Origin of the sequence: Pseudomonas sp. D1-1 (assembly GCF_051132225.1) — a bacterium.
GTDB lineage: Bacteria > Pseudomonadota > Gammaproteobacteria > Pseudomonadales > Pseudomonadaceae > Aquipseudomonas.
This window is the reverse complement of the sequence record NZ_CP071676.1, coordinates 841,356-866,211: the sequence shown is the minus strand read 5'-3', so window position 1 is coordinate 866,211 and position 24,856 is coordinate 841,356. Positions and strand designations below refer to the sequence as shown.

Below are 24,856 nucleotides of genomic sequence, written 5' to 3'. Positions count from 1 at the left end.
TCGCCTTTCGCAAGCCATTGGATCCGCGGGATCCGCAGTATCTGGCACGTATCAGTCAAAACTGGGAATAATGTTGGCCTTGTCGATCATATCGATCGGCAACAGAAACTCATGGTCATCTACCTGCACCACGACATCCTGTTCTTCCACACCGCGCAGAAGGCCTTGGAAGTTGCGTCGGCCTTCAAAGGGCGAGCGCAGCTTGATCTTCACTTGTTCACCGGCAAACAAAGCGAACTGTTCAAGAGTGAACAGAGGGCGTTCCATGCCAGGCGAGGAAACTTCAAGGGTGTATTCGGAGGTGATGGGATCTTCAACATCCAGCACACCACTGATCTGACGGCTGACGATGGCGCAATCATCCACCAACACGCCGCCTTCCTTATCGATATAAACGCGCAACAGTGAGTGGCGACCTTGAGCCGAAAACTCAATACCCCAGCATTCATAGCCAAGGGCCACGACCACCGGGGCCAACAAGGCCTGCAACTGTTCTAGCTTGCTCGACACCTGAACCCCCTCGTGCATGTATGTGCATGCCATGCAAATAAAAAAAAATGGGCGAATCGCCCATCCCTGAAACGCCGTCGAACAGCGGCGTTGTAAATGTCCAGCTAACAAAAAGCCCCTTGGAAGGGGCCCTGAAACTGGTTGCGGGAGCCGGATTTGAACCGACGACCTTCGGGTTATGAGCCCGACGAGCTACCAGGCTGCTCCATCCCGCGACAAAGCTGGGGCGGAAGTATACGACCGATCCTTTACAGGGTCAATGTAACGCTTCCACCTACAAGAAAGCCCGCAATTGCGGGCTCTCCTGATAATTGGTACCGAGAAGGGGACTCGAACCCCTACACCCTATGGGCACAACCACCTCAAGGTTGCGTGTCTACCAATTCCACCACCTCGGCAATACAGCGTTTGAAACCTTCTTACTTCTGCTCTTGAGCTGGAGGTACGTCAGTCGCCGGATTGGCCGACTTTTGCTCTTGAAGCACCGGGACATCATCAGAAGCCGGTTGTTGCTTTGGCGCTTCCAACACCGCTGGGTTTGGCAAACCTACCTGAGTCAGCTCATGAGCCTTCTCTTTAGCAAAGTAACCTAACCCCAAGCTGGTTATGAAGAAACCGGCGGCGAGTATAGCAGTAAACTTACTAAGAAAGGTAGAGGAACCTTGGCTTCCGAATACAGTATTTGAAGCACCTGCACCGAAAGACGCACCAGCATCCGCACCTTTACCCTGCTGCAGCAATACGAGAGCAACTACACCCAGTGCGCCCAGCAGATGAAAAACGACTACGACTGTTTCCAGCATTTTTTCAGTTTCCCGCGGCGCGACAGATCGCACCGAACTCATCTGCATTCAGGGACGCTCCACCAATGAGCCCCCCATCGATATCCGGCATGCCGAACAGTTCGACCGCATTGGCCGCCTTCACGCTGCCGCCGTATAGAAGCCGCACACCTCGTGCCACTTCAGAATTTTCTTGCGCCAACTGCGCGCGGATGGCGGCGTGCACATCCTGCGCTTGTTGAGGCGAAGCAGTCAGCCCGGTGCCAATGGCCCAGACCGGCTCGTAAGCGATGACTGCCTTTGCAAACGCACCGACACCCAGGTCCTCGATGATGCTGCCCAACTGGCGAGCGACAACTTCGAGAGTCTTGCCTGCCTCACGCTGTTCGAGGGTCTCCCCTACGCACAACACCGGAATCAGACCACAAGCCTGTGCCGCGGCAAATTTGCGAATCAGGGTCTTGTCCTGCTCGCCCATGATCAGGCGACGCTCGGAATGACCGACCAGGACCAGTGAACACCCTGCGTCCACCAGCTGACTCGGCGCGATTTCACCGGTCAACGCACCCTGCATGGATTCCACTGCAGAGTTTTGTGCACCGACCGAAATCGACTTGCCTTTCAAGCCATCAACCACTTGGTTGATATACAGGCAAGGCGGGAACACCGCCACATCAACACCGCTTGGCAAGGCCAGGTTACGAAGGCCCTTGATCAGCTCAGCGACGCTGGCGCGGGTACCGTGCATCTTCCAGTTACCAGCTACCATAGGGCGACGCATGCTGTACCTCGTCGGTCAAAGTGGGCGCAGATGTTACCCAACGGATTCATGACTGGCAAGCCGAATTCAGGCAGAAACTTCAGTAACCAGCTTCGCCAGCTCTTCGGCATAACCGCGGACCTGTACTTCATCCTCGCCTTCGACCATGACGCGCACCAAAGGCTCCGTGCCAGACTTGCGCAACAACACCCGTCCACGCCCGGCCATTGCCTGTGTTATGCGCTCGCTGGCCTGCTTGACCGTCGCATGTTCAAGAGGACTGACACCTCCACCAAAACGCACATTGATCAATACTTGCGGACATTTGCGCAGCGCCTGGCGCGACTGCGCCAGCCCTTCGTTACGGGCCTTGAGCGCCATCAGCACTTGCAGCGCAGCGATGATCGCATCACCGGTGGTGGTATGGTCGAAGCAGACGATGTGGCCGGAATTCTCGCCTCCGATCACCCAGTTGCGCTCCAGCAATTCCGAGATCACGTAGCGGTCGCCGACATTAGCCCGGACGAATGGGATATCTAGATCCGCCAAGGCCAATTCAAGCCCGAGGTTGCTCATCAACGTACCAACCACGCCGCCCTGCAGCTTGCCGCGACCATGCAGATCGCGCGCGATGATGAACAGCAACTCATCACCATCAACGACCGTACCGGTATGGTCGACCATCAACACCCGGTCACCGTCACCGTCGAAAGCGATCCCGAGATCGGCATGTTCGGCCAGGACCGCAGCCTGCAATGCCTCGGTATGGGTCGAGCCGCAATTGTGGTTGATGTTCAGCCCGTTGGGCTGGGCAGAGAGCACCACCACCTCGGCGCCCAATTCGCGAAAAACGCTGGGCGCGACCTTATAGGTTGCGCCATGCGCGCAATCGACAACGATTTTCAGACCGGAAAAGCTCGTACCGGTTGGAACACTGCCTTTGCAGAACTCGATATAACGGCCCGATGCATCGTTGATCCGCGACACCTTGCCGATCTTGCTCGACTCGACCACCGTCATCGGCGCATCCAGCAGCTCTTCGATCATCAGCTCGATTTCATCCGGCAGCTTGGTGCCCTTGCCAGAGAAAAACTTGATGCCGTTGTCGTCATGAGGATTGTGCGAAGCACTGATCACAATACCCGCCTGGGCCTGGAATGTACGGGTCAGGTAGGCAATGGCCGGCGTCGGCATCGGGCCCAGCAACATCACATCGGCACCCGCCGACGTAAGGCCGGCCTCGAGAGCCGATTCGAACATGTAGCCGGAAATCCGCGTGTCCTTGCCGACCAGCACCTTGCATGCGCCCATCTTGCGGAACGCCATGCCGGCGGCCCAGCCGAGCTTGAGCATGAAATCGGGGGTAATAGGGTATTCGCCGACCCGACCACGAATACCGTCGGTGCCAAAATATTTCTTGCTCATAAGTGCTCCGTCATTCTTATTCGGCTGAATCCACTGCGTCGATCATCCGCACGACATCCATCGTTTCGGCTACATCATGCACGCGCAAAATGCGCGCACCTTTGGTAAGGGCCAAGGCAGCCAGGGCGAGACCACCATACAAGCGCTCACCCACCGGTCGGCCCAAGGCATTGCCTATCATGCTCTTTCGCGAGACGCCAACCAACAGGGGCCGCCCCAGCGCATGCAAGGCTTCCATATGCTTGAACAGGCTCAGGTTGTGAGCCAGGGTCTTGGCAAAGCCGAACCCGGGATCAAGGATGACCCGCTCGGCAGGGATGCCCACGGCAGCACACTGGTCCAGGCGCTCCGCGAGGAACCCGGCCACTTCCCTGGTCACATCATCATAGTGCGGATCGTCCTGCATGGTCCCCGGCTCGCCGAGCATATGCATCAGACACACCGGCAAGCCGGTTGCCGCCGCGGCGTCCAGCGCGCCGTCGCGCCGCAAGGACCGGACATCATTGATCAGCCCCGCCCCCAGCCGCGCTGCCTCGCGCATGACCGCTGGCGTAGAGGTATCAACCGAAATGATGACATCAAGCTCGCGGTGTATACGCTCGACAATCGGCGCCACTCGCTCCAGCTCCTCGGTAGGTGATACTGCCCGCGCACCGGGACGGGTCGATTCACCGCCGACATCGATCAGCGTTGCGCCCGCTGCCACCATGGCCTCGGCATGCCGCAATGCAGCGTCGAGCTGGCAGAATCTTCCACCATCGGAAAAGGAATCGGGAGTGACATTAAGAATGCCCATGACGTGCGCACGGGCCAAATCAAGAAACCGGTTGCCGCAAGGCAACCGGTTAGAGGACTGAACAGAAGTCATTTCAAGCCTTAGACGTCGGCGGCCGGACCACCGATGGGCGTCTCGGGACGCTCACCCTGTACCGCTGGCGGCGTACCGGAGGTACCCGTGCCACCACCGGACCAGTCACGAGGCTCACGAGGTGTGCGGCCGGCCATGATGTCGTCGATCTGCTCAGCATCGATGGTTTCATATTTCATCAGTGCGTCAGCCATCGCGTCCAGTTTGTCGCGGTTGTCCGTAAGGATCTGCTTGGCCGTGCCGTAGCACTGGTCAATGATGCTGCGAACTTCCGAGTCGATCAGCTTGGCCGTCTCACCAGAGAAGCTTGCATGCTGGCCACCGCCGCCGCGACCCAGGAACACTTCGCCCTCTTCCTCGGCATACATCAACGGACCAAGCTTTTCGGACAAGCCCCACTTGGTAACCATGTTCCGGGCAATCTGGCTTGCGCGCATGATGTCGTTGGAGGCACCTGTCGTCACGCCGTCAAAGCCCAACGTCATTTCCTCGGCGATACGGCCACCGTACAGCGAACAGATCTGGCTGATCAGCGCGCGCTTGGACAGGCTGTAACGGTCCTCTTCCGGCAGGAACATCGTCACACCCAGCGCACGACCGCGCGGAATGATCGAAACCTTGTACACCGGATCATGCTCAGGCACGACACGACCGACGATGGCATGTCCTGCCTCGTGGTAAGCGGTGTTCTGCTTTTCCTTTTCCGACATGACCATGGATTTGCGCTCGGCGCCCATCATGATCTTGTCCTTGGCGAGTTCGAACTCCTTCATTTCCACGACACGCTTGCCGGAACGAGCAGCAAACAGCGACGCTTCGTTTACCAGGTTCGCCAGGTCAGCACCGGAGAAACCCGGTGTGCCGCGAGCGATGACGGCCGGAGCAACGTCATCCCCCATTGGCACCTTGCGCATGTGAACCTTCAGGATCTGCTCGCGACCACGAATGTCCGGCAGCCCCACCACGACCTGACGGTCAAAACGACCTGGACGCAGCAGCGCAGGGTCGAGCACGTCAGGACGGTTGGTGGCGGCGATCACGATGATGCCGTCATTCATCTCGAAACCGTCCATCTCGACCAGCAATTGGTTGAGGGTCTGCTCGCGCTCATCGTGACCGCCGCCCATGCCGGCACCACGGTGGCGACCAACGGCGTCGATCTCGTCGATGAAGATGATGCATGGCGCGTGCTTTTTCGCCTGTTCGAACATGTCGCGAACACGGCTGGCACCGACGCCGACAAACATCTCGACGAAATCGGAACCGGAAATGGTGAAGAACGGAACCTTGGCTTCGCCGGCGATTGCCTTGGCGAGCAAGGTTTTACCGGTACCAGGTGGCCCCACCATCAGTACGCCGCGGGGAATGCGTCCGCCCAGGCGCTGGAACTTGCCCGGATCACGCAGGAATTCAACCAGCTCGCCGACCTCTTCCTTGGCTTCATCGCAACCGGCGACGTCAGCCAGGGTGGTCTTGACCTGATCTTCGGACAATAGTCGGGCCTTGCTCTTGCCGAAACTCATCGGCCCGCCCTTCCCTCCAGCCCCGCCCTGCATCTGGCGCATGAAGAACATGAACACCGCGATGATCACCAGGATCGGGAAGCTCGCGACCAGGAGCTGGGTCCAGATACTTTGCTGCTCAGGCTGCTTGCCTTCGATCACGACGTGATTGTCCACCAGGTCGCCGATCAGACCATTGTCCTGGATCGCCGGACGAATGGTCTTGAAGCTGTCGCCATCGCTGCGCTTGCCGGTAATCACATAACCATCAACGGCTACGCGCTCGACCTTGCCTTCCTTGACCTGCTGGAGGAAATCGGAATAGTTGAGGGTCTGCGGCTCGTTAGGGCTGGAGAAGTTGTTCATCACGGTCACAAGGACAGCGGCGATGATCAACCACAGGATCAGATTCTTTGCCATATCGTTCAATTAACTACCCTCTGAAGCAAGCTCCGCTACTGGCGCGCGCTTCGCATGATATTCACCGGCCTAACTTACTACATTACCTGCGACTCTGGCAGGCGCCGTCTGTAACCCTTTGTGAAACTTTGACTCGCGCAATTTTCGTTACGCGACGCCCGCAATGCGATACAAAAAAAACTATCGGCCTGTTTCAAAGCCGCTCATCACTGGAAGCGCCTTCGATTCCGCGAAACCCTCGCGCCAGCAGATACTGCTCGCGAGAGCGGTCGCGGGACGACAAAGGCTTGCGCATCTGCACCTTGTCGAACAATTTGCGCATGCCCTTGTGGTATTCATCGAAGCCTTCACCCTGGAAGACTTTGATCAGGAAATCACCACCCGGACGCAGAACCCGCCCCGCCAGATCAAGGGCCAGCTCGCTGAGGAACATTGCACGAGGCATGTCGACAGCCGCCAATCCACTCATATTGGGGGCCATATCGGAAATCACAAGGTCGACTTGCGTATTTCCGACGGCCTCGAGGATTTGCGCCAATACGGCGTCCTCGGTGAAATCACCCTGAATAAAGGTCACGTCAGGGATGCTGTCCATTTCCAGGATGTCTGAAGCGATCAATCGCCCCTGGCCGCCAATCAGACGACTGGTCACCTGCGACCAGCCACCCGGCGCCGCACCGAGGTCGATCACGGTCATGCCAGGACGAATCAGGCGATCCTTCTCCTGGATCTCCAGCAATTTATAGCTGGCGCGCGAGCGATAACCGTCTTTTTGCGCCATTTTGACGTACGGATCGTTGAAATGCTCTCTGAGCCAGTTCTGGCTAGTCTTGGAACGGGCCACGGGCCACCTCTGAAAAATAAATCGGGTCGTGATTAAGTGGGCGGTCCCGGACTCGCTCGGGTAAACTGGCCGCCGCTTTTTACAAGATCAGACGCAGGGGTCAGATTATGCCGCTCACTCAAGAGCAGAAGAAACAATACAAATCCATCGGCCACCATCTGAAACCGGTTTTGACTGTGGCTGACAACGGTTTGACTGAAGGTGTCCTCGCTGAACTGGAACGCGCCCTCGGCGATCACGAGCTGATCAAGATCAAGCTCAACATCCTCGACCGCGAAGCCCGCCTGGCTGCCGTTGCCGAGCTGTGCAAGGTCGGCAAGGCTGACCTGGTCCAGGTCATCGGCAAGATGGCGCTGATTTATCGCAAGAATTTCAGCGTCAACAAGCAACTGTCGAACGTTCACCGCTTCAAATGATGCAAACGGTCAAGGGTGTGCTTCGCGCACCCTGCCGCTCCATCCGGGAACCGGCTGCAACACCAGCACCAGGCCGGAAAAACCCAGCACCAGATAGCTGAATACCTGCCATTGGCTCGCCTCCGGCCAGCCGAGACGCACCGCCAGGAACATCCCGCAAGCGTACAAGGCCATGAGCAGCAATTGCCCACGAATGTCGCGCCATAGACTGCCAAGACCCTCGGCCTGAACCAGCACCAAAGCCTGGAATATCACGCACACTGCTGAAAAGCCCACCAGCAGCGCCGTCAGCATACCCGCGATTTCATTGATGAGCAGCGGTGCCAGGCCAATCCGACCCAGCACCGGCAGCAGACCGATATGCAACAACCAGACGCCGCCCACCCATAACATCTGGGTGAGCTGCCAGATCATGGCACCCGCACGCAGCGGGTGCCTTCGTTCAGATATGACGGACTTCGACAATCTCGTACTCAATGACACCGCCAGGTGTCTTCACGGCAACCACATCACCCTCTTCCTTGGCAATCAAGGCGCGGGCGATAGGCGAGCCGACTGAAATCTTGCCGAGCTTGATGTCCGCCTCGTCCTCGCCAACGATCTGGTAAGTGACGCTTTCATCAGTCTCGACGTTGGCGATTTCCACGGTAGTGCCGAAAATCACTTTGCCAGTGTGCGGAATCGTCGTGACGTCGATGATCACCGCATTCTGCATGCGGCCTTCGATGTCACGGACACGCGCCTCGACCATGCCCTGCTCCTCTCGGGCAGCGTGGTATTCGGCGTTTTCCTTCAGGTCGCCCAGTTCACGGGCTTCACCGATCGCCTGGCTCAAGCGCGGGCGCTCGACCTTGGTCAGGAAAGCGTGCTCTTCCTCCAGGGCCTTCGCGCCCTGAACAGTCATCGGGTACTTGGTTATGCTCATGCCTTCAATCCTGCATGTAGATCCTGCAAGCGACGTACGGTCTTCTCGGGTCCGAACTTGAGCGCTTCGCAGATCGCTTCGCCGGCAGCAATAGTCGTGGTGCAGTAGATCTTATGCTGCAGCGCATTGCGACGAATGGAATAGGAATCGGCGATCGATTGACGGCCTTCGGTGGTGTTGATGATCAGCGTGACTTCGTCATTCTTGATCATGTCGACCACGTGCGGACGACCCTCGGTCACCTTGTTCACGCGGCGCACTTTCAGGCCCGCCGCCTCGATCAGCTTGGCGGTACCGGCAGTGGCGACCACTTCGAAACCCAAGTTGATCAGATCACGGGCCACGCCCGCAACCAGTGGCTTGTCGTCATCACGCACGCTGATGAACGCCGTGCCGCCCGTTGGCAGGACTTCGCTGGCGCCCATCTGGGCCTTGGCAAAGGCCTCGCCGAAGGTGTCGCCAACGCCCATCACTTCACCGGTGGATTTCATTTCCGGGCCGAGGATCGGGTCAACGCCAGGGAATTTGGCGAATGGGAACACCGCCTCTTTCACACTGTAGAAGTTCGGGATGATTTCCTTGGTAAAGTTCAGCTCCGCCAAGGTTTTACCGGCCATCACGCGAGCAGCGATCATCGCAAGGGAAACACCGATGCACTTGGACACGAACGGTACGGTCCGGGAGGCGCGCGGGTTGACTTCGATGACATAGATGTCTTCGCCCTGAAGCGCCAGCTGCACGTTCATCAGGCCGACAACCCCGAGCTCCAGGGCCATTTTCTTGACCTGTTCACGCATCTCGTCCTGGATGTGAGCCGGCAACGAATACGGCGGCAGCGAACAGGCGGAGTCACCGGAGTGAACGCCTGCCTGCTCGATGTGCTGCATGATTGCGCCGATCACGACATCCTTGCCGTCGCAGACCGCGTCCACGTCCATTTCGATGGCGCAGTTGAGGAAGTGGTCGAGCAGAACCGGGCTGTCATTGGACACCTGGACCGCTTCGCGCAGGTAGCGCTTGAGTTCGTCTTCCTGGTAAACGATTTCCATCGCACGACCGCCCAGTACGTAGGACGGGCGCACCACCAGTGGATAACCGATCTTCGCCGCTGCACGAATCGCTTCGTCTTCGCTGCGCACGGTGGCGTTTGGTGGCTGGCGCAGGTTCAGGCGCTCGACCATCTGCTGGAAGCGCTCGCGGTCTTCGGCGCGGTCGATGGCATCCGGGCTGGTGCCGATGATCGGCACGCCGGCGGCTTCGAGGGCGCGGGCCAGTTTCAGAGGGGTCTGCCCGCCGTACTGGACGATCACGCCTTTTGGCTTCTCGACACGGACGATTTCCAGCACGTCCTCCAGGGTCACTGGCTCGAAGTACAGGCGATCAGAGGTGTCGTAGTCGGTGGAAACGGTCTCTGGGTTGCAGTTGACCATGATGGTTTCGTAACCATCGTCGCGCAGCGCCAGTGCCGCGTGGACGCAGCAGTAGTCGAACTCGATGCCCTGGCCGATCCGGTTCGGACCGCCGCCCAGGATCATGATCTTGTCCCGGGTCGAAGGCGCGGCTTCGCACTCTTCTTCGTACGTGGAGTACAGGTAGGCAGTGTCGGTGGCGAACTCGGCCGCGCAGGTGTCGACACGCTTGTAGACCGGGAAGACTTCCAGCTTGTGGCGGTGAGTGCGCAGGCTCTTTTCGGTGACACCCAGCAGCTTGGCCAGGCGCATGTCGGAGAAGCCCTTGCGCTTGAGACCCAGCATCGTGTTGCGATCGATGCTGGACATGCCCATGGTCTTGACCTTCTCTTCTTCCTTGATCAGATCTTCGATCTGCACCAGGAACCAAGGGTCGATCATGTTCATGTCGAAAATCTGCTCGACAGTCATGCCGGCGCGGAAGGCATCCGCCACGTACCAGATACGCTCGGCGCCCGGCACGGTCAGCTCGCGCTTGAGCTCGCTCATGCTTTCCGGCTTGCTCAGGTCCAGCTTCGGATCGAGGCCGCAGACACCCACTTCCAGGCCACGAAGGGCTTTTTGCAGGGATTCCTGGAAAGTCCGGCCGATGGCCATGACTTCACCCACCGATTTCATCTGGGTGGTCAGGCGCGCGTCAGCCTTGGCGAATTTTTCGAAGGCGAAACGCGGCAGCTTGGTCACCACGTAGTCGATGGACGGCTCGAAGGACGCCGGAGTCTTGCCGCCGGTGATGTCGTTCGACAGTTCGTCCAGGGTGTAGCCGACGGCCAGCTTGGCGGCGACCTTGGCGATCGGGAAACCGGTGGCCTTCGAGGCCAGGGCCGACGAACGGGATACGCGCGGGTTCATCTCGATGACCACCATGCGGCCAGTGTTCGGGCAGATGCCGAACTGGACGTTGGAGCCACCGGTTTCCACGCCGATCTCGCGCAGTACCGCCAGGGAGGCGTTACGCAGGATCTGATATTCCTTGTCGGTCAGGGTCTGGGCCGGCGCAACGGTGATCGAGTCGCCGGTGTGCACGCCCATCGGGTCGAAGTTTTCGATGGAGCAAACGATGATGCAGTTGTCCTTTTTGTCCCGGACAACTTCCATTTCGTATTCTTTCCAACCGATCAGGGACTCGTCGATCAGCAGTTCCTTGGTTGGCGACAGGTCCAGGCCACGGGCGCAGATTTCTTCAAATTCTTCACGGTTGTAGGCGATGCCACCACCCGTGCCGCCCATGGTGAAGGAAGGACGGATGATGCAAGGGAAGCCGAGGCGTTCCAGCACGGCGTTGGCTTCTTCCATGCTGTGGGCGATGCCCGAACGTGGGCAGTCCAGGCCGATGGATTTCATCGCCTTGTCGAAGCGCGAACGATCTTCGGCCTTGTCGATGGTGTCGGCATTGGCGCCGATCATTTCCACACCGAACTTCTCCAGGACGCCTTCGCGCTCCAGGTCCAGAGCGCAGTTCAGTGCGGTCTGGCCACCCATGGTCGGCAGCAATGCGTCCGGGCGCTCCTTCTCGATGATCTTGGCAACGGTCTGCCATTTGATCGGTTCGATGTAGGTGGCGTCGGCCATCGACGGGTCGGTCATGATGGTGGCCGGGTTGGAGTTCACCAGGATGACGCGATAACCCTCCTCGCGCAGGGCCTTGCAAGCCTGGGCGCCGGAGTAGTCGAATTCGCAGGCCTGGCCGATCACGATCGGGCCAGCGCCGAGAATCAGGATGCTTTTTATGTCTGTACGTTTTGGCATGGGTTTGTCACTCAAATCCGCAGGTCAGTCGGCTAGGCCGTCGAACAATCTTTGAAGCGCCCGAAGGGGCCGCCGTTTTCGGGGCCGCCCTCGGGTTTCACGCGGTCAGCGTCGCTTGGCCATCTCATTGATGAAGCGATCGAACAGCGGCGCCACATCGTTCGGGCCCGGGCTCGCCTCAGGGTGGCCCTGGAAGCTGAACGCGCTCTTGTCGGTACGCTCGATGCCTTGCAGCGTGCCGTCGAACAGCGACTTGTGGATGGCCCGTACGTTGGCCGGCAGGGTCGCCTCGTCAACCGCAAAACCGTGGTTCTGGCTGGTGATCATGACGACACCGGTATCCAGGTCCTGGACCGGGTGGTTGGCACCGTGGTGGCCGTGGCCCATTTTCAGGGTCTTGGCGCCCGAAGCCAGGGCCAGCAACTGGTGCCCCAGGCAGATACCGAATACCGGGATCTCGGTTTCCAGCACGTCCTTGATCGCCTGGATCGCGTAGTCGCATGGCTCCGGGTCACCCGGACCGTTGGACAGGAACACGCCGTCGGGCTTGAGGGCCAGGACGTCAGCCGCCGGGGTCTGGGCCGGCACTACGGTGACGCGGCAACCGCGCGCGACCAGCATGCGCAAGATGTTCAGCTTGACGCCGTAATCGTAGGCGACCACGTGATACGGCAGTTCGGAAGCCTCGATCGTCGCGTGGCTATCGGTTTTCAAGTCCCAGACCGAGGAGCGCCACTCGTACTGTTTCTTGGTGCTGACGACTTTCGCCAGGTCCATGCCCTTGAGGCCTGGGAAACCCTGGGCAGCGGCAATGGCGGCCTCGTCGGAAATATTGTCACCGGCCATGATGCAGCCGTTCTGCGCGCCTTTTTCCCGCAGGATGCGGGTCAGGCGGCGGGTGTCGATACCGGCGATCGCCACGACGTTGTTGGCTTTCAGGTAGTCGGACAGGGACATCTTGTTACGCCAGTTGCTCGCTACCAGCGGCAGGTCGCGGATGACCAGGCCAGCGGACCAGACACGATCGGACTCGGCATCTTCCGGCGTGGTGCCGGTATTGCCAATGTGCGGGTAAGTCAGGGTAACGATTTGCTGGGCGTAGGAAGGATCGGTAAGAATTTCCTGATAGCCGGTCATTGCGGTGTTAAACACCACCTCACCAACGGTCTGACCGTCGGCTCCAATGGCTTCGCCGCGAAAAATGCTGCCATCAGCAAGGGCGAGTATGGCTGGCTTAGTCAAGAAGACCTCCCGTAAATAAAGCCTGAAAGGGCGATCGCAGGTTGTAAAAAAGCGGAGTGACGTATGGACACGTCACCCCGCTTGTTCACTGAATTATTCTGCGCGCTTTTAGTGGACACACTAAAGCTGTAGCTTACAGAAAAAGGCTTTTTTGGTCCACCGCTAATGAGCCTTAAAGGCAGGGGAATGCGACAGGCCGTCGCGAAGCGGTGTAAAACGGGGCTCAGTGTAACCTGAACCCCGCCTTGAAGGCATCAACGCAGGTCGAGAACGTCCTGCATGTCGTACAAGCCGGGCTCGCGACCATCCAGCCACAGCGCGGCACGCACGGCGCCCTTGGCGAAAGTCATCCGACTCGATGCCTTGTGCGTAATCTCCAGGCGCTCACCCTCGGTGGCGAACAGCACCGTGTGATCACCTACCACGTCGCCACCACGCACGGTCGCGAAACCGATGGTGTCTCGCTCACGCGCACCGGTGTGCCCCTGGCGCCCATACACGGCCACTTCCTGCAGGTCACGACCCAGCGCATCGGCAATCACTTCCCCCATGCGCAAGGCTGTTCCCGAAGGCGCATCGATCTTGTGACGGTGATGCGCCTCGATGATTTCGATATCCGCATCATCACCCAACACCCGCGCCGTCAGGTCCAGCAGCTTGAGCGAGAGATTCACGCCCACGCTGAAGTTCGCCGCGAACACGATCGGTATGTCCTTGCCGGCATCGGCCAACAATTGCTTCTGCGCGGCGTCCAGGCCGGTCGTGCCGATGACCATGGCCTTGCCGGCCTTGCGGCAGGTGGCGAGGTTTTTCAGCATGACTTCCGGCAGGGTGAAGTCGATCAGGACGTCAAATTCATCGAGTACCTTTTCCAGCCCACCGGACATTGGCACGCCGATACGTCCGATCGAGGCCAGCTCGCCAGCATCGGCGCCCACCAGCGTACTGTCGGGCCGGACGATGGCGGCCGTCAGGCCAGAGAGCGGCGAGCGGTGCTGCACCGCCTCGACCAGCGCCTTGCCCATACGCCCCGCGGCGCCCATCACAGCTATACGTCGCATGCCCACTCCTTACAGATCGCCGAAGAAGCGCTTCACACCTTCGAACCAACCGGTGGTTTTCGGCGAGTGGCTGTTGTCATCCGCCAGGGAACTGCGGAACTCTTCCAACAGCTCCCGCTGGCGCCGGCTCAGGTTGACCGGTGTCTCTACCGCGACGCGGCACATCAGGTCGCCCGCACCGCCGCCACGCACTGGAGCCACGCCCTTGCCGCGAATGCGGAACTGCTTGCCGGTTTGAGTTCCCTCGGGAATCTTCAGCTTGACGCGACCATCAAGGGTCGGGATTTCAAGCTCACCGCCCAAGGCCGCATCAACAAAACTGATCGGCACTTCGCAGAACAGATGCTTGCCATCACGCTGGAAGATCGCGTGCTCGCGCACGTTGATTACTACATACAGATCGCCGGTCGGGCCGCCCTGGGCACCCGCCTCGCCTTCGCCGGACAGACGAATGCGGTCGCCGGTATCGACACCGGCCGGCACTTTGACCGACAGCGTCTTGTACTCTTCGACACGCCCTTCGCCGTGGCAGGAGTCGCACGGATCGGAAATGATCTTGCCCTGGCCATGGCAACGCGGGCAGGTCTGCTGGACCGAGAAGAAGCCCTGCTGCATGCGAACCTGGCCGATGCCGCCGCAAGTCGGGCAGGTGACCGGCGAGGAGCCCTTCTTGGCGCCCGAACCGTCGCACGGCTTGCAATTGACCAGCGTCGGCACCCGGATATTCACGGTAGTACCACGCACCGCTTCTTCCAGGTTCAGCTCCAGCGTGTAGCGCAAATCGCTGCCACGCTGGGCACCACCACGGGCGCCGCCGCGACCGCCGCCAAAAAAATCACTGAACACATCACCGAAGATATCGGAGAAGTTCTGGCCGCCGAAACCGGCACCGCCACCACCCATGCTCGGGTCGACACCGGCATGCCCGTATTGGTCGTAGGCCGCGCGCTTGCTGGAATCGGACAGAACTTCGTAAGCCTCGTTGGCTTCCTTGAACATCTCTTCCGACGCTTTATCGCCGGGATTACGGTCTGGGTGGTGCTTCATCGCCAGGCGACGGTAAGCCTTTTTCAGCTCTGCCTCGCTGGCTCCCCGCTCGACACCCAATACTTCGTAAAAATCACGCTTCGCCATTAGTCTTTGCACTCTTATAGGACGTCCGGCAAACCTCTCCTGAACCTTGCCAAACTCGTTGAGCCCCAATACAGGCCCGGACCCAACTCACGTCGATTCAACGATCCTGGTCTCGGCGCATATCGCCCGGAAAGCAGGAGCATTCCCGAACACACCGCCAGCACCCGAACGCTGTCGCATGCTGTAAAAATTCACTGACTCCAGACACGCCAACGCGGGAGCAAGCTCCCGCGCGGCGACATCCTACCAGCCACCGCACAAACGCAGTCAACCGGCCGACCAACAAGCGATTACTTGTTGTCTTTCACTTCTTCGAACTCAGCGTCGACCACGTCATCGGCTTTCTCGGCCGATTCGCCTTGCTGCGCAGCACCTTCAGCTGGCTGGGCCTGCTCGGCATACATCTTCTGGGCCACTGGCGCGGAGACTTTCGACAGCTCTTCGATCTTCGCTTCGATGGCAGCCTTGTCGTCGCCTTTGACGGCAGCTTCAAGGGCAACCACGGCGGCTTCGATCGCGGTCTTCTCTTCAGCGGTCACTTTGTCACCGGCATCGGCAACCATCTTGCGGGTCGAGTGAACCAAGGCGTCGCCCTGGTTACGAGCGCTGGCCAGCTCTTCGAACTTGCGGTCTTCCTCGGCGTTGACTTCAGCGTCGCGAACCATCTGCTGAATTTCTTCCTCGGACAGACCGGAGTTGGCCTTGATCACGATTGACTGGGTCTTGCCGGTGGCCTTGTCTTTCGCGCCGACGTGCAGGATGCCGTTGGCGTCGATGTCGAAGGTCACTTCGATTTGTGGCACACCGCGTGGCGCCGGTGGAATCTCGGCCAGGTCGAACTTGCCCAGGGACTTGTTCTGGGCCGCTTGCTTACGCTCACCTTGCAGCACGTGGATGGTCACGGCGCTCTGGTTGTCGTCGGCCGTCGAGAACACCTGGGATTTCTTGGTAGGAATCGTGGTGTTTTTCTCGATCAGCGCGGTCATCACGCCACCCATGGTTTCGATACCCAGGGTCAGCGGGCTGACGTCGAGCAGCAGAACGTCTTTCACGTCGCCGGCCAGAACGGCACCCTGGATGGCAGCACCCATGGCAACGGCTTCGTCCGGGTTCACGTCCTTGCGTGCTTCTTTACCGAAGAAATCGGTTACCAGCTTCTGGACCAGCGGCATACGGGTCTGGCCGCCGACCAGGATCACGTCGTTGATCGAGCCAACGTCGATACCGGCATCCTTCATCGCAATGCGGCAAGGTTCGATGGTGCGCTGAACCAGGTCTTCCACCAGCGCTTCGAGCTTGGCGCGGGAGATTTTCACGTTCAGGTGCTTCGGACCGGTAGCGTCTGCGGTGATGTACGGCAGGTTCACGTCGGTCGACTGGCTCGAGGACAGTTCGATCTTGGCTTTCTCAGCGGCCTCCTTCAGACGCTGCATGGCCAGCGGGTCACCCTTGAGGTTCATGCCGCTTTCTTTCTTGAACTCATCGACGAGGTAGTCGATCAGGCGGATGTCGAAGTCTTCACCACCCAGGAATGTATCGCCGTTGGTTGCCAATACTTCGAACTGGTGCTCGCCATCGACTTCGGCGATTTCGATCACGGAAACGTCGAAAGTACCGCCACCCAGGTCATAAACGATCACGGTGTGATCGCCCTTGGCCTTGTCCATACCGTAGGCCAGAGCGGCTGCGGTTGGTTCGTTGATGATACGTTTCACGTCCAGGCCAGCGATGCGGCCGGCGTCTTTGGTCGCCTGGCGCTGGCTGTCGTTGAAGTACGCAGGAACGGTAATGACCGCTTCAGTCACTGGCTCGCCGAGGTAGTCTTCGGCGGTTTTCTTCATTTTCTTCAGGATTTCAGCCGAGATCTGTGGCGGCGCCATTTTCTGGCCGTTCACTTCAACCCATGCGTCGCCGTTGTCAGCCTTGGCGATTTTGTACGGCACCATCTTGATGTCTTTCTGCACGACTTCTTCGTCGAACTTGCGGCCGATCAGACGCTTCACCGCGTACAGGGTGTTATGCGGATTGGTCACAGCCTGACGCTTGGCGGACTGGCCCACCAGGATCTCGCCATCGTTGGCGTAAGCGATGATCGACGGCGTGGTACGCGCGCCTTCAGCATTCTCGATGACTTTGGCCTTGCCGTTTTCCAGCACGGAGACGCACGAGTTGGTGGTCCCCAGGTCGATACCGATAATCTTGCCCATGTTAACTCTCCCGGAACTTGAATTTTTTTGCCGCAGCAGTGGTGGCTAACTGCGGTAGTACTTAAACGCTTGACTTCTTAATGGGGCCGTTGCGCCCGATTTCAAGCCTGCTCATCGATAGAAGGCGAAACCGGCGCTGGCGCCTTGCTGACCACAACCATGGCCGGGCGCAGCAAGCGGCCGTTGAGCAGGTAGCCCTTCTGGAATACTTTCAGCACGCTGTTCGGCTCGACGTCGGCACTTTCCTGCATCGCCATGGCCTGGTGGTGCTCGGCGTTGAAGGGTTCACCGTGGGGATCGATCGCTTCGAGCTGATAACGCTTGAGGGTGTCCTGGAACATTTTCAGCGTCAGCTCGATGCCTTCACGCATCGGACGGATGTTCTCGTCGTCCGGGTTGGACAGCTCCAGGCCGCGCTCCAGGCTGTCGATGATCGGCAGCAGGTCGCCGGCGAAACGCTCCAGGGCGAATTTGTGGGCCTTTTCCACGTCTTGCTCGGCGCGGCGGCGGACATTCTGCAGGTCGGCTGCTACGCGCAACGCCTGATCCTGAGCACCGGCCAGTTGCTCTTCGAGCACTTGTACACGAGCCGACAGGTCTTCGCCCGAATCCTGGGGAGCCTGATGGGCGTCTAGATTTTGCGTATCCTGCGTCTGTTCGTCAGCCATAGATTTCTCCTTTCAACTTCGTCCGCGAGCTCGACTCGCGCTTCTGCCCCGGTATATGGGGCCACGTTTTTCAGCTTCAAGGGCCGCGCGACGAATTAACCTTACAAAAAACAGCTGCATATCATTCCCGGCAGCGCTAAAAAATCATGCGATCAAAGCAAATCGAGCTAAGCCCAGGCATTGTCAGTTCGCGACAAAACACTGTATAAATAACCAGACCTAAAGCCTGGGAGCGGCCTTATGCTGGTGCACCTGTCCGTACACAACTACGCCATCGTCGAACATCTCGACCTCGAACTCGACCGGGGCATGAGCGTGATTACCGGTGAAACCGGCGCTGGCAAATCGATCATGCTCGATGCCCTCGGGCTGACCCTGGGTGATCGTGCCGACAGCGGCGTGGTGCGCCCCGGCGCAGACAAGGCCGACATCCTGGCAACTTTCGACCTGGTCGACATTCCTGAAGCCAGTGCGTGGCTGGCCGAACGGGACCTGGACACCGACGGCCTATGCATCCTGCGCAGGGTCATCACCGCCGAAGGCCGCTCCCGCGGCTATATCAATGGCGCCCCGTGCCCGCTGGGTGATCTGAAAGCACTCGGCGAACTGCTGATCGATATTCACAGCCAGCATGAACACCAGTCCCTGCTCAAGACCGATACCCATCGCCGCCTGCTCGACGAATACGCCGGAGCCACCGACCTGGCCCGTCAGGTTCACCTGGCAGCCCAACGCTGGCGCCAGACCCGGCAGGAGCTGGACCGACTCGCCAATTCCGGCGACGAGCAACGCGCCCGCCACCAACTCTTGAGCTACCAGCTCGAAGAGCTGGAGAACCTGGCCCTGGGTGAAAACGAACTGGAGGAGCTGGAACAGGAACACAAGAACCTGACCAACGCCGAAGCACTGCTGGGCGTCTGCCGCCAGGTAGTCGAACAATGCAGCGAAAGCGACTCGGGCAATGTGCTCAGCGCATTGACGGCGAGCCTGAACCGGCTCTCCAGCGTCAGCAATTCGGTAGGCGCCCTGAGCGAGGCCAGCAACCTGCTGACCAGCGCACAGATCCAGGTCGAGGAAGCCGTCGGGGAACTGAACCGGTTCCTGGATCATTTCGATGCCGACCCCGCGCGCCTGCAATACCTGGAAGAACGCCTGGACACTATCTATACGCTTGCACGCAAGCACCGCGTCCAGCCAACCGAAGTCGTCGAACTGCAGCAACGCCTGCTGGAAGAACTGGAAACCCTGAACGCCAACGACGAATCCATCGAGCGACTCGCAGATGAGCTGGCTTCCTACGCGCGGCATTACCAGGAAAAGGCCAGGGAACTCAGCGAGCTGCGCCGCAAGGCCGCCACCGGCCTGGCCGGTGCCGTGGAGCAGGAAATCCAGCGCCTTGGCATGCCAGGCGGCCGATTTACCATCGAACTGCGCCCCAACGCCGGCGACGAGCTTCAGCCCAATGGCTTGGAACAAGTGGAGCTACTGGTCAGTGCCAACCCCGGGCAACCGCTCAAGGCCCTGGCAAAAGTGGCGTCCGGCGGTGAGTTGTCGCGCATCAGCCTGGCCATCCAGGTCATCACGGCGCAGACATCCCGTGTACCGACATTGGTCTTCGACGAAGTCGACGTGGGCATTGGCGGCCCGACAGCGGAGATCGTCGGTCAATTGCTGCGCAGGCTGGGTGAGCGCGGGCAGGTATTGACGGTGACTCACCTGCCTCAGGTCGCAGCCCAAGGCCATCAGCATTTGTTCGTGCACAAGGTGCGTGGCGAAGACGCGACTCGCACCGCCGTCTCCAAGCTCGACAAGAACGAGCGCGTGGAAGAAGTGGCACGGATGCTGGGAGGCATCGACCTGACCAAGGAATCCCTGGCTCATGCCAAAAAAATGGTGGTTGCGGCAAAAAGCTGAAAGCGCTGTAAAGCAAGAAGGCGACCCGAGGGTCGCCTTCTTTCGTTTTGCGGGCTTTCGCCTACGTGACGAACTTACTTGCGCTTGCGGACATGCAAGACGAGATGGTGATCGATCAAATCGAAGCCATACTCGTCAGCAATCGCCTTTTGCAGCTTCTCGATTTCAGGACTGACGAACTCGATTACCTCGCGAGTCTCTACATCCACCATGTGGTCATGGTGCTCCCCGTCCGCCAATTCGAAGACAGCATGACCGCCATCAAAATTATGACGAGCCACCAGTCCCGCCGCCTCGAATTGGGTCAATACACGGTAAACCGTGGCCAGACCGACGTCCTCGCCAGCTTCCATGAGCGCCTTGTAGACGTCTTCGGCACTCATGTGGCGTTGCTCGGCGGAATCGAGCATTTGCAGAATCTTGACCCTTGGCAGGGTCACTTTGAGGCCGGCTTTGCGTAGTTCGCTATTTTCAACCATGGTCAGCTTTCTCGCGATGCTGCTTCGCAGCTTCTCTTAATGCGGGTATGATCGGCGTTTACGTTGTCCCAGCCAAGATAGTGGAAGTCGCCCACCGATGCAAAACACCAAGCTCTTGCTAACCAGTTTCACCTTCGTGGGACTGCTCGCACTCGCCGGTTGTTCATTCCCCGGGGTTTACAAAATCGACATCCAGCAGGGCAATGTCGTCACGCAGGACATGATAGACCAGTTACGCCCGGGAATGACCCGTCGGCAAGTACGGTTTATCATGGGCAACCCCCTGCTGACCGACACGTTCCATGCCGATCGCTGGGATTACCTGTACAGCCTGCAGCCAGGCGGTGGTGAACGGCAACAGGAACGCATCAGCGTTATCTTCAATGCCAATGACCAACTTGTCAGCCTGTCGGGTGATTTCATGCCTGGTGTGAGCCGCGATGAGGCCATCATGGGCAAGGACAGCGGTACGACTGTCACCGACCCGACCCAGAATGCCGAACAGCCGAAACCGGAAAAACCGGCCAAGCCAGGTTCGTTGCTGGATCAGATCCAGAAGGATGTGGACAACGTCGAGACCGTACCTGTCCCGACGCCCGAGCCTCTGGACACCTCGCCGCAATAAATTGCGACAACAAAAAAACCCGGCATGCCGGGTTTTTTATTGCCTGCAATTAGGCGCTGCTTACTGATCCGCCTGACGCGCCTGGGCAGCCTTGGCCGCTCGCAGACGACGAATTTCTTTCGGATCAGCCAGCAGCGGTCGATAAATTTCGAGCCGATCACAAGCTTGCACCGCTTGCTGATCCGGATCGGCGACGACCTTGCCAAAAATACCGATCGGACACGCGCTCAAGTCCAGCTCCGGAAAATCCTCGGCAATACCCGACGCCAACAGCGCAGCGCGAACGCTGGTACCTTCGGGCACTGAACATGTGCGCAAGACCTGGCGGTCGATGCTGGCATGCACCACTTCAATTTCGATCAACGCTTGAGCTCGGCGTTCTGTTTCGCGCGTTGGCAGAACGCATCGACCAGCGTATTGGCCGCCTGGTTGAACAGCGGCCCCAAGGTCGCCCGCACGATTGGCCCCGCGTAGTCGAACGACAGATCCAGGCTGATCTTGCAGGCCTTTTCCCCGAGCGGCTTGAACACCCAGACACCATGGAGCTGATTGAACGGTCCCTCTTCGAGGTTCATTTCGATCGACTGCCCCGGCACCAAGGTGTTACGCGTGACAAAGTGCTGGCTCAATCCGCCTTTGGCCACATTGAGACTGGCGCGCATGTGGGTTTCGGAGCTTTCAAGTACCTCGGCGGACGAGCACCACGGCAAGAACTCCGGATAACTCGCCACATCGTTGACCAGGTCGTACAGCGCCTGCGCCGGGTAGGGCAACAAGGCCGAGCGTTGAATATGTGTCGTCATGTAAGCGTCACTTCCACAGCTGGGCGGCAAACACTACCAGGATGCCGATGGGCGCCACATAGCGCATCAAGAACAGACTCAAGGCGAACACCACCGGGCTGCGCAGCGACAGTTCATCACGCACCGCGTCACGCCCCATGATCCACCCTGCAAACACCACGAAACACAATCCGCCCAAAGGCAGCATGATCCGCGACGTGAAGAAATCAATCACTCCGAAGAAATCCAGCCCTCCGGTCGCTCCCCACTGATAGAGGTGGAACAGACCGCCTTCGTTCACGAAAAACTTTGCCTGCTTCCATATATTGAAGGAAAACACCGTGCCCAATCCTACGAACCAGCAGGTGAAGGCCAGCCAGAAAGTGACCCAGGCGCGGCTCAGGCGGGTTCGTTCAACCAGGTAAGCGACCATCGGCTCGAGCAAGGAAATGGCCGAGCTCCAGGCAGCGACTGCCACCAGGACAAAAAACACCACGCCCATTACCTGGCCGAACGGCATGCTGCCGAAGGCGAAAGGCAGGCTGACGAACATCAGCCCCGGCCCTTCACTGGGATTCAGGCCAGCAGCGAATACAATCGGGAACAATGCCACCCCCGCCAGCAGCGACACGAAGGTATCCAGCAACGCAACGCCGAAGACAGTCCTGGTCAGCGAGGCGTTCTTGGGCATGTAGGCGCCGTAGATCATGATCGAGCCGACCCCAACGCTGAGGGAGAAAAACGCATGCCCCATGGCCGGCAGCAGCCCTTCCATGACTTTCTCCGGCTGGAAGTCGAACATGAAATGCACGCCCTCCATGAAATGTCCGGTGGTCATGCTGTAGCCCAGCAGCACCAGGATCATCACGAACAGCAGCGGCATCATGATCCGCAAGCTGCGCTCAAGCCCGGCGACCACGCCTCGGGCGATCACTACGGCAGAGAGCACCATGAAAAGCGTGTGCCAAAGTGTCAGCCTCCAAGGGTCGGCGATCACGTTGCCGAAGTAGGCGCCGACCTGATCGGGCGTCGCCCCCTGGAAATCTCCCCGGCCCATATCGATGATGTAATCCAGGGACCAGCCGCCAACCACACTGTAGAAAGAAAGAATCAACAGTGCCGTGACCATTCCGGCGAACGCCCCCCACGACCACCTGGCCGAATGGCCCGCCTCCGTCGCCAGCACCTTCAAGGCATTGGCCGGGCTTTGCCGGGCACGACGACCGATCAGTGTTTCGGCCAACATGACCGGCGCACCGATCAGGGCGATGCATGCCAGGAACATCAATACGAAGGCACCGCCGCCGTAGACGCCGACCATGTACGGAAACTTCCAGATACTACCCAGCCCCACGGCCGAACCGGTCGCAGCGAATATGAAGACCCAGCGGCTAGCCCAACTGCCGTGGACAGAAACCTTGTCTGTCGACATCGTGATCACGCCCAAGCGTTCAAAAAAGAGGCCGCATTGTCCGGGATTCATTCAACCTGCTCAAGCATGCTGCTTCACCGTAGCCGACACGCACGCAACTGCCTATAATGCCGCCCCTATGGCTAAACAGAAGAAACACCCCACAGGGACCATCGCGCAAAACAAAAAGGCGCGACACGATTACTTCATCGAACAGCGTTTCGAGGCTGGCATGGTCCTGGCCGGCTGGGAAGTAAAAAGCTTGCGTGCCGGCAAGGCGCAACTGGTCGACAGTTACGTCCTGCTCAAGGACGGCGAAGCCTGGCTGCTGGGCAGCCACATCACGCCGCTGACCACCGCCAGCACCCACGTCATTGCCGATCCTGTGCGCTCGCGCAAACTGCTGCTCAACAAGCGGGAGCTGGAGAAGCTCTTCGCCTCCGTGCAGCAGAAGGGTTATGCCTGCGTCTGTACCTCGCTGTACTGGAGCAAGCATTTGATCAAGTGCGAAATTGCACTGGGCAAGGGCAAGAAGGAATATGACAAGCGCGACACCGAGCGCGAACGCGATGCCGGGCGCGAGTTGCAGCGCGCGGTGCGTAACAAGGGCAAGGAAGACTAGCCCGACCGCGAGCCACTGTGGGAGCGAGCTTGCTCGCGATGGCATCGGCATATCTTGCATTGATGTGTCAGACAGACCGCCATCGCGAGCAAGCTCGCTCCCACACGATCCGCAACAGGGCTACATCCCCTTGCGCCGCTCCGCCCGGGCAACCCGCTGCACTTCCTGACGCACCTCTTCCAGCACCTCCTGCACATACAGGATATGTCGGCTGGAAACCTCCCGCGCCAACTCGGCGTGACCATCCATGATGGCTTGATACAACTCCCGATGCTGACTGATCAGCATGTCGCGGGTCTCGCTGCGCTGTTTGTACATGCCGCCGATATTGGTCACCACGTTGCGCTTGAGCAGGTCGAACAAGCCGCGAATGGTGTGCAGCAAAACCGCGTTATGACTGGCCTCGGCGATCGCCAGGTGAAAGCGCGCATCCGCCGCGCCCTCCTCCGCCCGACTCACCTGTTCGTGACGCGAGTAACAATCCTGCAACTCATCGAACGCCGCTGTCAGCCGCTCGCGATCGACCTCGGTAGCCCGCAATGCTGCGTAATAAGCGCAGGACGCCTCCAAGGTATGCCGGAACTCCAATAGATCACGCTGTGCTTCGGGATTGCTTTCCAGGAGCTGAAGCAGCGGATCACTGAACGTCGAGCCCAGCGACTCCACCACATAGTTGCCGCCGCCCTGACGACTGATCAGCAAACCCTTGGCCGTCAGCTTCTGGATCGCCTCACGCAACGAAGGGCGTGACACACCGAACTGCTCGGCCAGGGTCCGTTCGGCCGGCAATCGCTCGCCGGACTTCAACGTGCCCTCGAGGATCATGCCTTCCAGCCGCTCGACAATATCGTCAGACAAACGGCGCTGACGAATCTGATCAAACCCCATAACTCGATTCTCCACGGTCCCGACGGCTCGCCGGGCTCTCTATTCTGGCCCATCCGGGCCTCGTCCACACCCAACAAAAAATATTAATGCCAGCAGATCAGATGTCATCTGCACCGCTTATTCGACGAAAGTTTCAAAGCGGCAAATTGACAC

General features: G+C 59.2%; 24 protein-coding genes and 2 tRNA genes. 4 read left to right on the top strand and 22 right to left on the bottom strand.

Going from position 1 to position 24,856, the window contains the following annotated elements; genetic code table 11:
• Positions 1-51: 51 nt before the first annotated feature.
• The 9 genes from rimP to rlmE form a co-directional block, all read right to left on the bottom strand.
• Positions 52-510, bottom strand: a complete 459-nt coding sequence (rimP, locus tag J3P86_RS03770) for a ribosome maturation factor RimP (protein ID WP_053118762.1) — start codon at positions 508-510, stop codon at positions 52-54.
• Between the two features lie 138 nt (positions 511-648).
• A tRNA-Met gene (locus J3P86_RS03765) sits at positions 649-725 on the bottom strand.
• A gap of 97 nt (positions 726-822) precedes the next feature.
• Positions 823-908, bottom strand: a tRNA-Leu gene (locus J3P86_RS03760).
• 21 nt (positions 909-929) lie between these two features.
• Positions 930-1,313, bottom strand: coding sequence for a preprotein translocase subunit SecG (gene secG / locus J3P86_RS03755; RefSeq protein WP_025211789.1), 384 nt, complete (start codon positions 1,311-1,313; stop codon positions 930-932).
• A 4-nt stretch (positions 1,314-1,317) separates the two neighbouring features.
• Entirely contained in the window at positions 1,318-2,073 is a 756-nt protein-coding gene (tpiA, locus tag J3P86_RS03750; RefSeq protein WP_305496904.1) for a triose-phosphate isomerase, read from the bottom strand.
• Positions 2,074-2,139: 66 nt separating this feature from the next.
• A complete protein-coding gene (gene glmM / locus J3P86_RS03745) occupies positions 2,140-3,477 on the bottom strand; it encodes a phosphoglucosamine mutase (RefSeq protein WP_434626166.1) in 1,338 nt (445 codons plus the stop codon).
• 16 nt (positions 3,478-3,493) lie between these two features.
• A complete protein-coding gene (folP, locus tag J3P86_RS03740) occupies positions 3,494-4,345 on the bottom strand; it encodes a dihydropteroate synthase (protein WP_434602784.1) in 852 nt (283 codons plus the stop codon).
• An 8-nt stretch (positions 4,346-4,353) separates the two neighbouring features.
• Positions 4,354-6,267: an ATP-dependent zinc metalloprotease FtsH gene (ftsH, locus tag J3P86_RS03735; RefSeq protein ID WP_305496907.1), complete on the bottom strand. Its 1,914-nt coding sequence runs from the start codon at positions 6,265-6,267 to the stop codon at positions 4,354-4,356.
• Positions 6,268-6,460: 193 nt separating this feature from the next.
• Entirely contained in the window at positions 6,461-7,111 is a 651-nt protein-coding gene (gene rlmE / locus J3P86_RS03730) for a 23S rRNA (uridine(2552)-2'-O)-methyltransferase RlmE (protein ID WP_305496908.1), read from the bottom strand.
• 107 nt (positions 7,112-7,218) lie between these two features.
• On the opposite strand from rlmE, the gene J3P86_RS03725 reads away from it, so the two are divergent.
• A complete protein-coding gene (locus J3P86_RS03725; RefSeq protein WP_181287543.1) occupies positions 7,219-7,527 on the top strand; it encodes a YhbY family RNA-binding protein in 309 nt (102 codons plus the stop codon).
• 9 nt (positions 7,528-7,536) lie between these two features.
• On the opposite strand, the gene J3P86_RS03720 is transcribed toward J3P86_RS03725, so the two are convergent.
• The 8 genes from J3P86_RS03720 to grpE form a co-directional block, all read right to left on the bottom strand.
• Entirely contained in the window at positions 7,537-7,941 is a 405-nt protein-coding gene (locus J3P86_RS03720) for an MFS transporter (protein WP_434699481.1), read from the bottom strand.
• 28 nt (positions 7,942-7,969) lie between these two features.
• Entirely contained in the window at positions 7,970-8,446 is a 477-nt protein-coding gene (greA, locus tag J3P86_RS03715; RefSeq protein ID WP_030139783.1) for a transcription elongation factor GreA, read from the bottom strand.
• A 2-nt stretch (positions 8,447-8,448) separates the two neighbouring features.
• The gene (gene carB, locus J3P86_RS03710) at positions 8,449-11,670 is read right to left on the bottom strand and encodes a carbamoyl-phosphate synthase large subunit (RefSeq protein ID WP_434602783.1); all 3,222 of its coding nucleotides are present in this window, start codon (positions 11,668-11,670) and stop codon (positions 8,449-8,451) included.
• A 105-nt stretch (positions 11,671-11,775) separates the two neighbouring features.
• Positions 11,776-12,912, bottom strand: coding sequence for a glutamine-hydrolyzing carbamoyl-phosphate synthase small subunit (carA, locus tag J3P86_RS03705; RefSeq protein ID WP_186639522.1), 1,137 nt, complete (start codon positions 12,910-12,912; stop codon positions 11,776-11,778).
• A gap of 254 nt (positions 12,913-13,166) precedes the next feature.
• Positions 13,167-13,973: a 4-hydroxy-tetrahydrodipicolinate reductase gene (dapB, locus tag J3P86_RS03700; protein ID WP_434699480.1), complete on the bottom strand. Its 807-nt coding sequence runs from the start codon at positions 13,971-13,973 to the stop codon at positions 13,167-13,169.
• Positions 13,974-13,982: 9 nt separating this feature from the next.
• The gene (dnaJ, locus tag J3P86_RS03695; protein ID WP_030139779.1) at positions 13,983-15,107 is read right to left on the bottom strand and encodes a molecular chaperone DnaJ; all 1,125 of its coding nucleotides are present in this window, start codon (positions 15,105-15,107) and stop codon (positions 13,983-13,985) included.
• A gap of 290 nt (positions 15,108-15,397) precedes the next feature.
• Complete coding sequence (gene dnaK / locus J3P86_RS03690) at positions 15,398-17,314, bottom strand: molecular chaperone DnaK (protein WP_434602781.1); 1,917 nt, start codon at positions 17,312-17,314, stop codon at positions 15,398-15,400.
• A gap of 101 nt (positions 17,315-17,415) precedes the next feature.
• Positions 17,416-17,982 (bottom strand): nucleotide exchange factor GrpE, encoded by a 567-nt coding sequence (grpE, locus tag J3P86_RS03685; protein WP_434699479.1) that lies wholly within the window; start codon positions 17,980-17,982, stop codon positions 17,416-17,418.
• Positions 17,983-18,222: 240 nt separating this feature from the next.
• On the opposite strand from grpE, the gene recN reads away from it, so the two are divergent.
• Positions 18,223-19,896: a DNA repair protein RecN gene (gene recN / locus J3P86_RS03680; RefSeq protein ID WP_434653715.1), complete on the top strand. Its 1,674-nt coding sequence runs from the start codon at positions 18,223-18,225 to the stop codon at positions 19,894-19,896.
• Between the two features lie 74 nt (positions 19,897-19,970).
• Here recN and fur read toward each other — a convergent pair whose 3' ends face one another.
• Positions 19,971-20,375: a ferric iron uptake transcriptional regulator gene (gene fur, locus J3P86_RS03675; protein ID WP_305496921.1), complete on the bottom strand. Its 405-nt coding sequence runs from the start codon at positions 20,373-20,375 to the stop codon at positions 19,971-19,973.
• A 97-nt stretch (positions 20,376-20,472) separates the two neighbouring features.
• Here fur and bamE point away from each other — a divergent pair, with 97 nt between their 5' ends.
• The gene (bamE, locus tag J3P86_RS03670; RefSeq protein ID WP_305496923.1) at positions 20,473-21,000 is read left to right on the top strand and encodes an outer membrane protein assembly factor BamE; all 528 of its coding nucleotides are present in this window, start codon (positions 20,473-20,475) and stop codon (positions 20,998-21,000) included.
• A gap of 60 nt (positions 21,001-21,060) precedes the next feature.
• Here bamE and J3P86_RS03665 read toward each other — a convergent pair whose 3' ends face one another.
• Genes J3P86_RS03665 through J3P86_RS03655 form a run of 3 tightly spaced genes read right to left on the bottom strand, consistent with a single transcriptional unit; the run spans position 21,061 to position 23,214 of the window.
• Complete coding sequence (locus tag J3P86_RS03665) at positions 21,061-21,363, bottom strand: RnfH family protein (protein WP_434699478.1); 303 nt, start codon at positions 21,361-21,363, stop codon at positions 21,061-21,063.
• Positions 21,360-21,803 (bottom strand): type II toxin-antitoxin system RatA family toxin, encoded by a 444-nt coding sequence (locus tag J3P86_RS03660; protein WP_305496926.1) that lies wholly within the window; start codon positions 21,801-21,803, stop codon positions 21,360-21,362. The genes J3P86_RS03665 and J3P86_RS03660 overlap by 4 nt, the downstream gene beginning before the upstream one ends.
• A gap of 7 nt (positions 21,804-21,810) precedes the next feature.
• Complete coding sequence (locus tag J3P86_RS03655; RefSeq protein ID WP_434699477.1) at positions 21,811-23,214, bottom strand: sodium-dependent transporter; 1,404 nt, start codon at positions 23,212-23,214, stop codon at positions 21,811-21,813.
• Between the two features lie 118 nt (positions 23,215-23,332).
• Between J3P86_RS03655 and smpB the strand changes: the two genes are divergently transcribed.
• Positions 23,333-23,815, top strand: coding sequence for an SsrA-binding protein SmpB (smpB, locus tag J3P86_RS03650; protein WP_030139770.1), 483 nt, complete (start codon positions 23,333-23,335; stop codon positions 23,813-23,815).
• A 120-nt stretch (positions 23,816-23,935) separates the two neighbouring features.
• On the opposite strand, the gene J3P86_RS03645 is transcribed toward smpB, so the two are convergent.
• Positions 23,936-24,703 (bottom strand): FCD domain-containing protein, encoded by a 768-nt coding sequence (locus J3P86_RS03645; RefSeq protein ID WP_434569863.1) that lies wholly within the window; start codon positions 24,701-24,703, stop codon positions 23,936-23,938.
• Positions 24,704-24,856 lie beyond the last annotated feature (153 nt).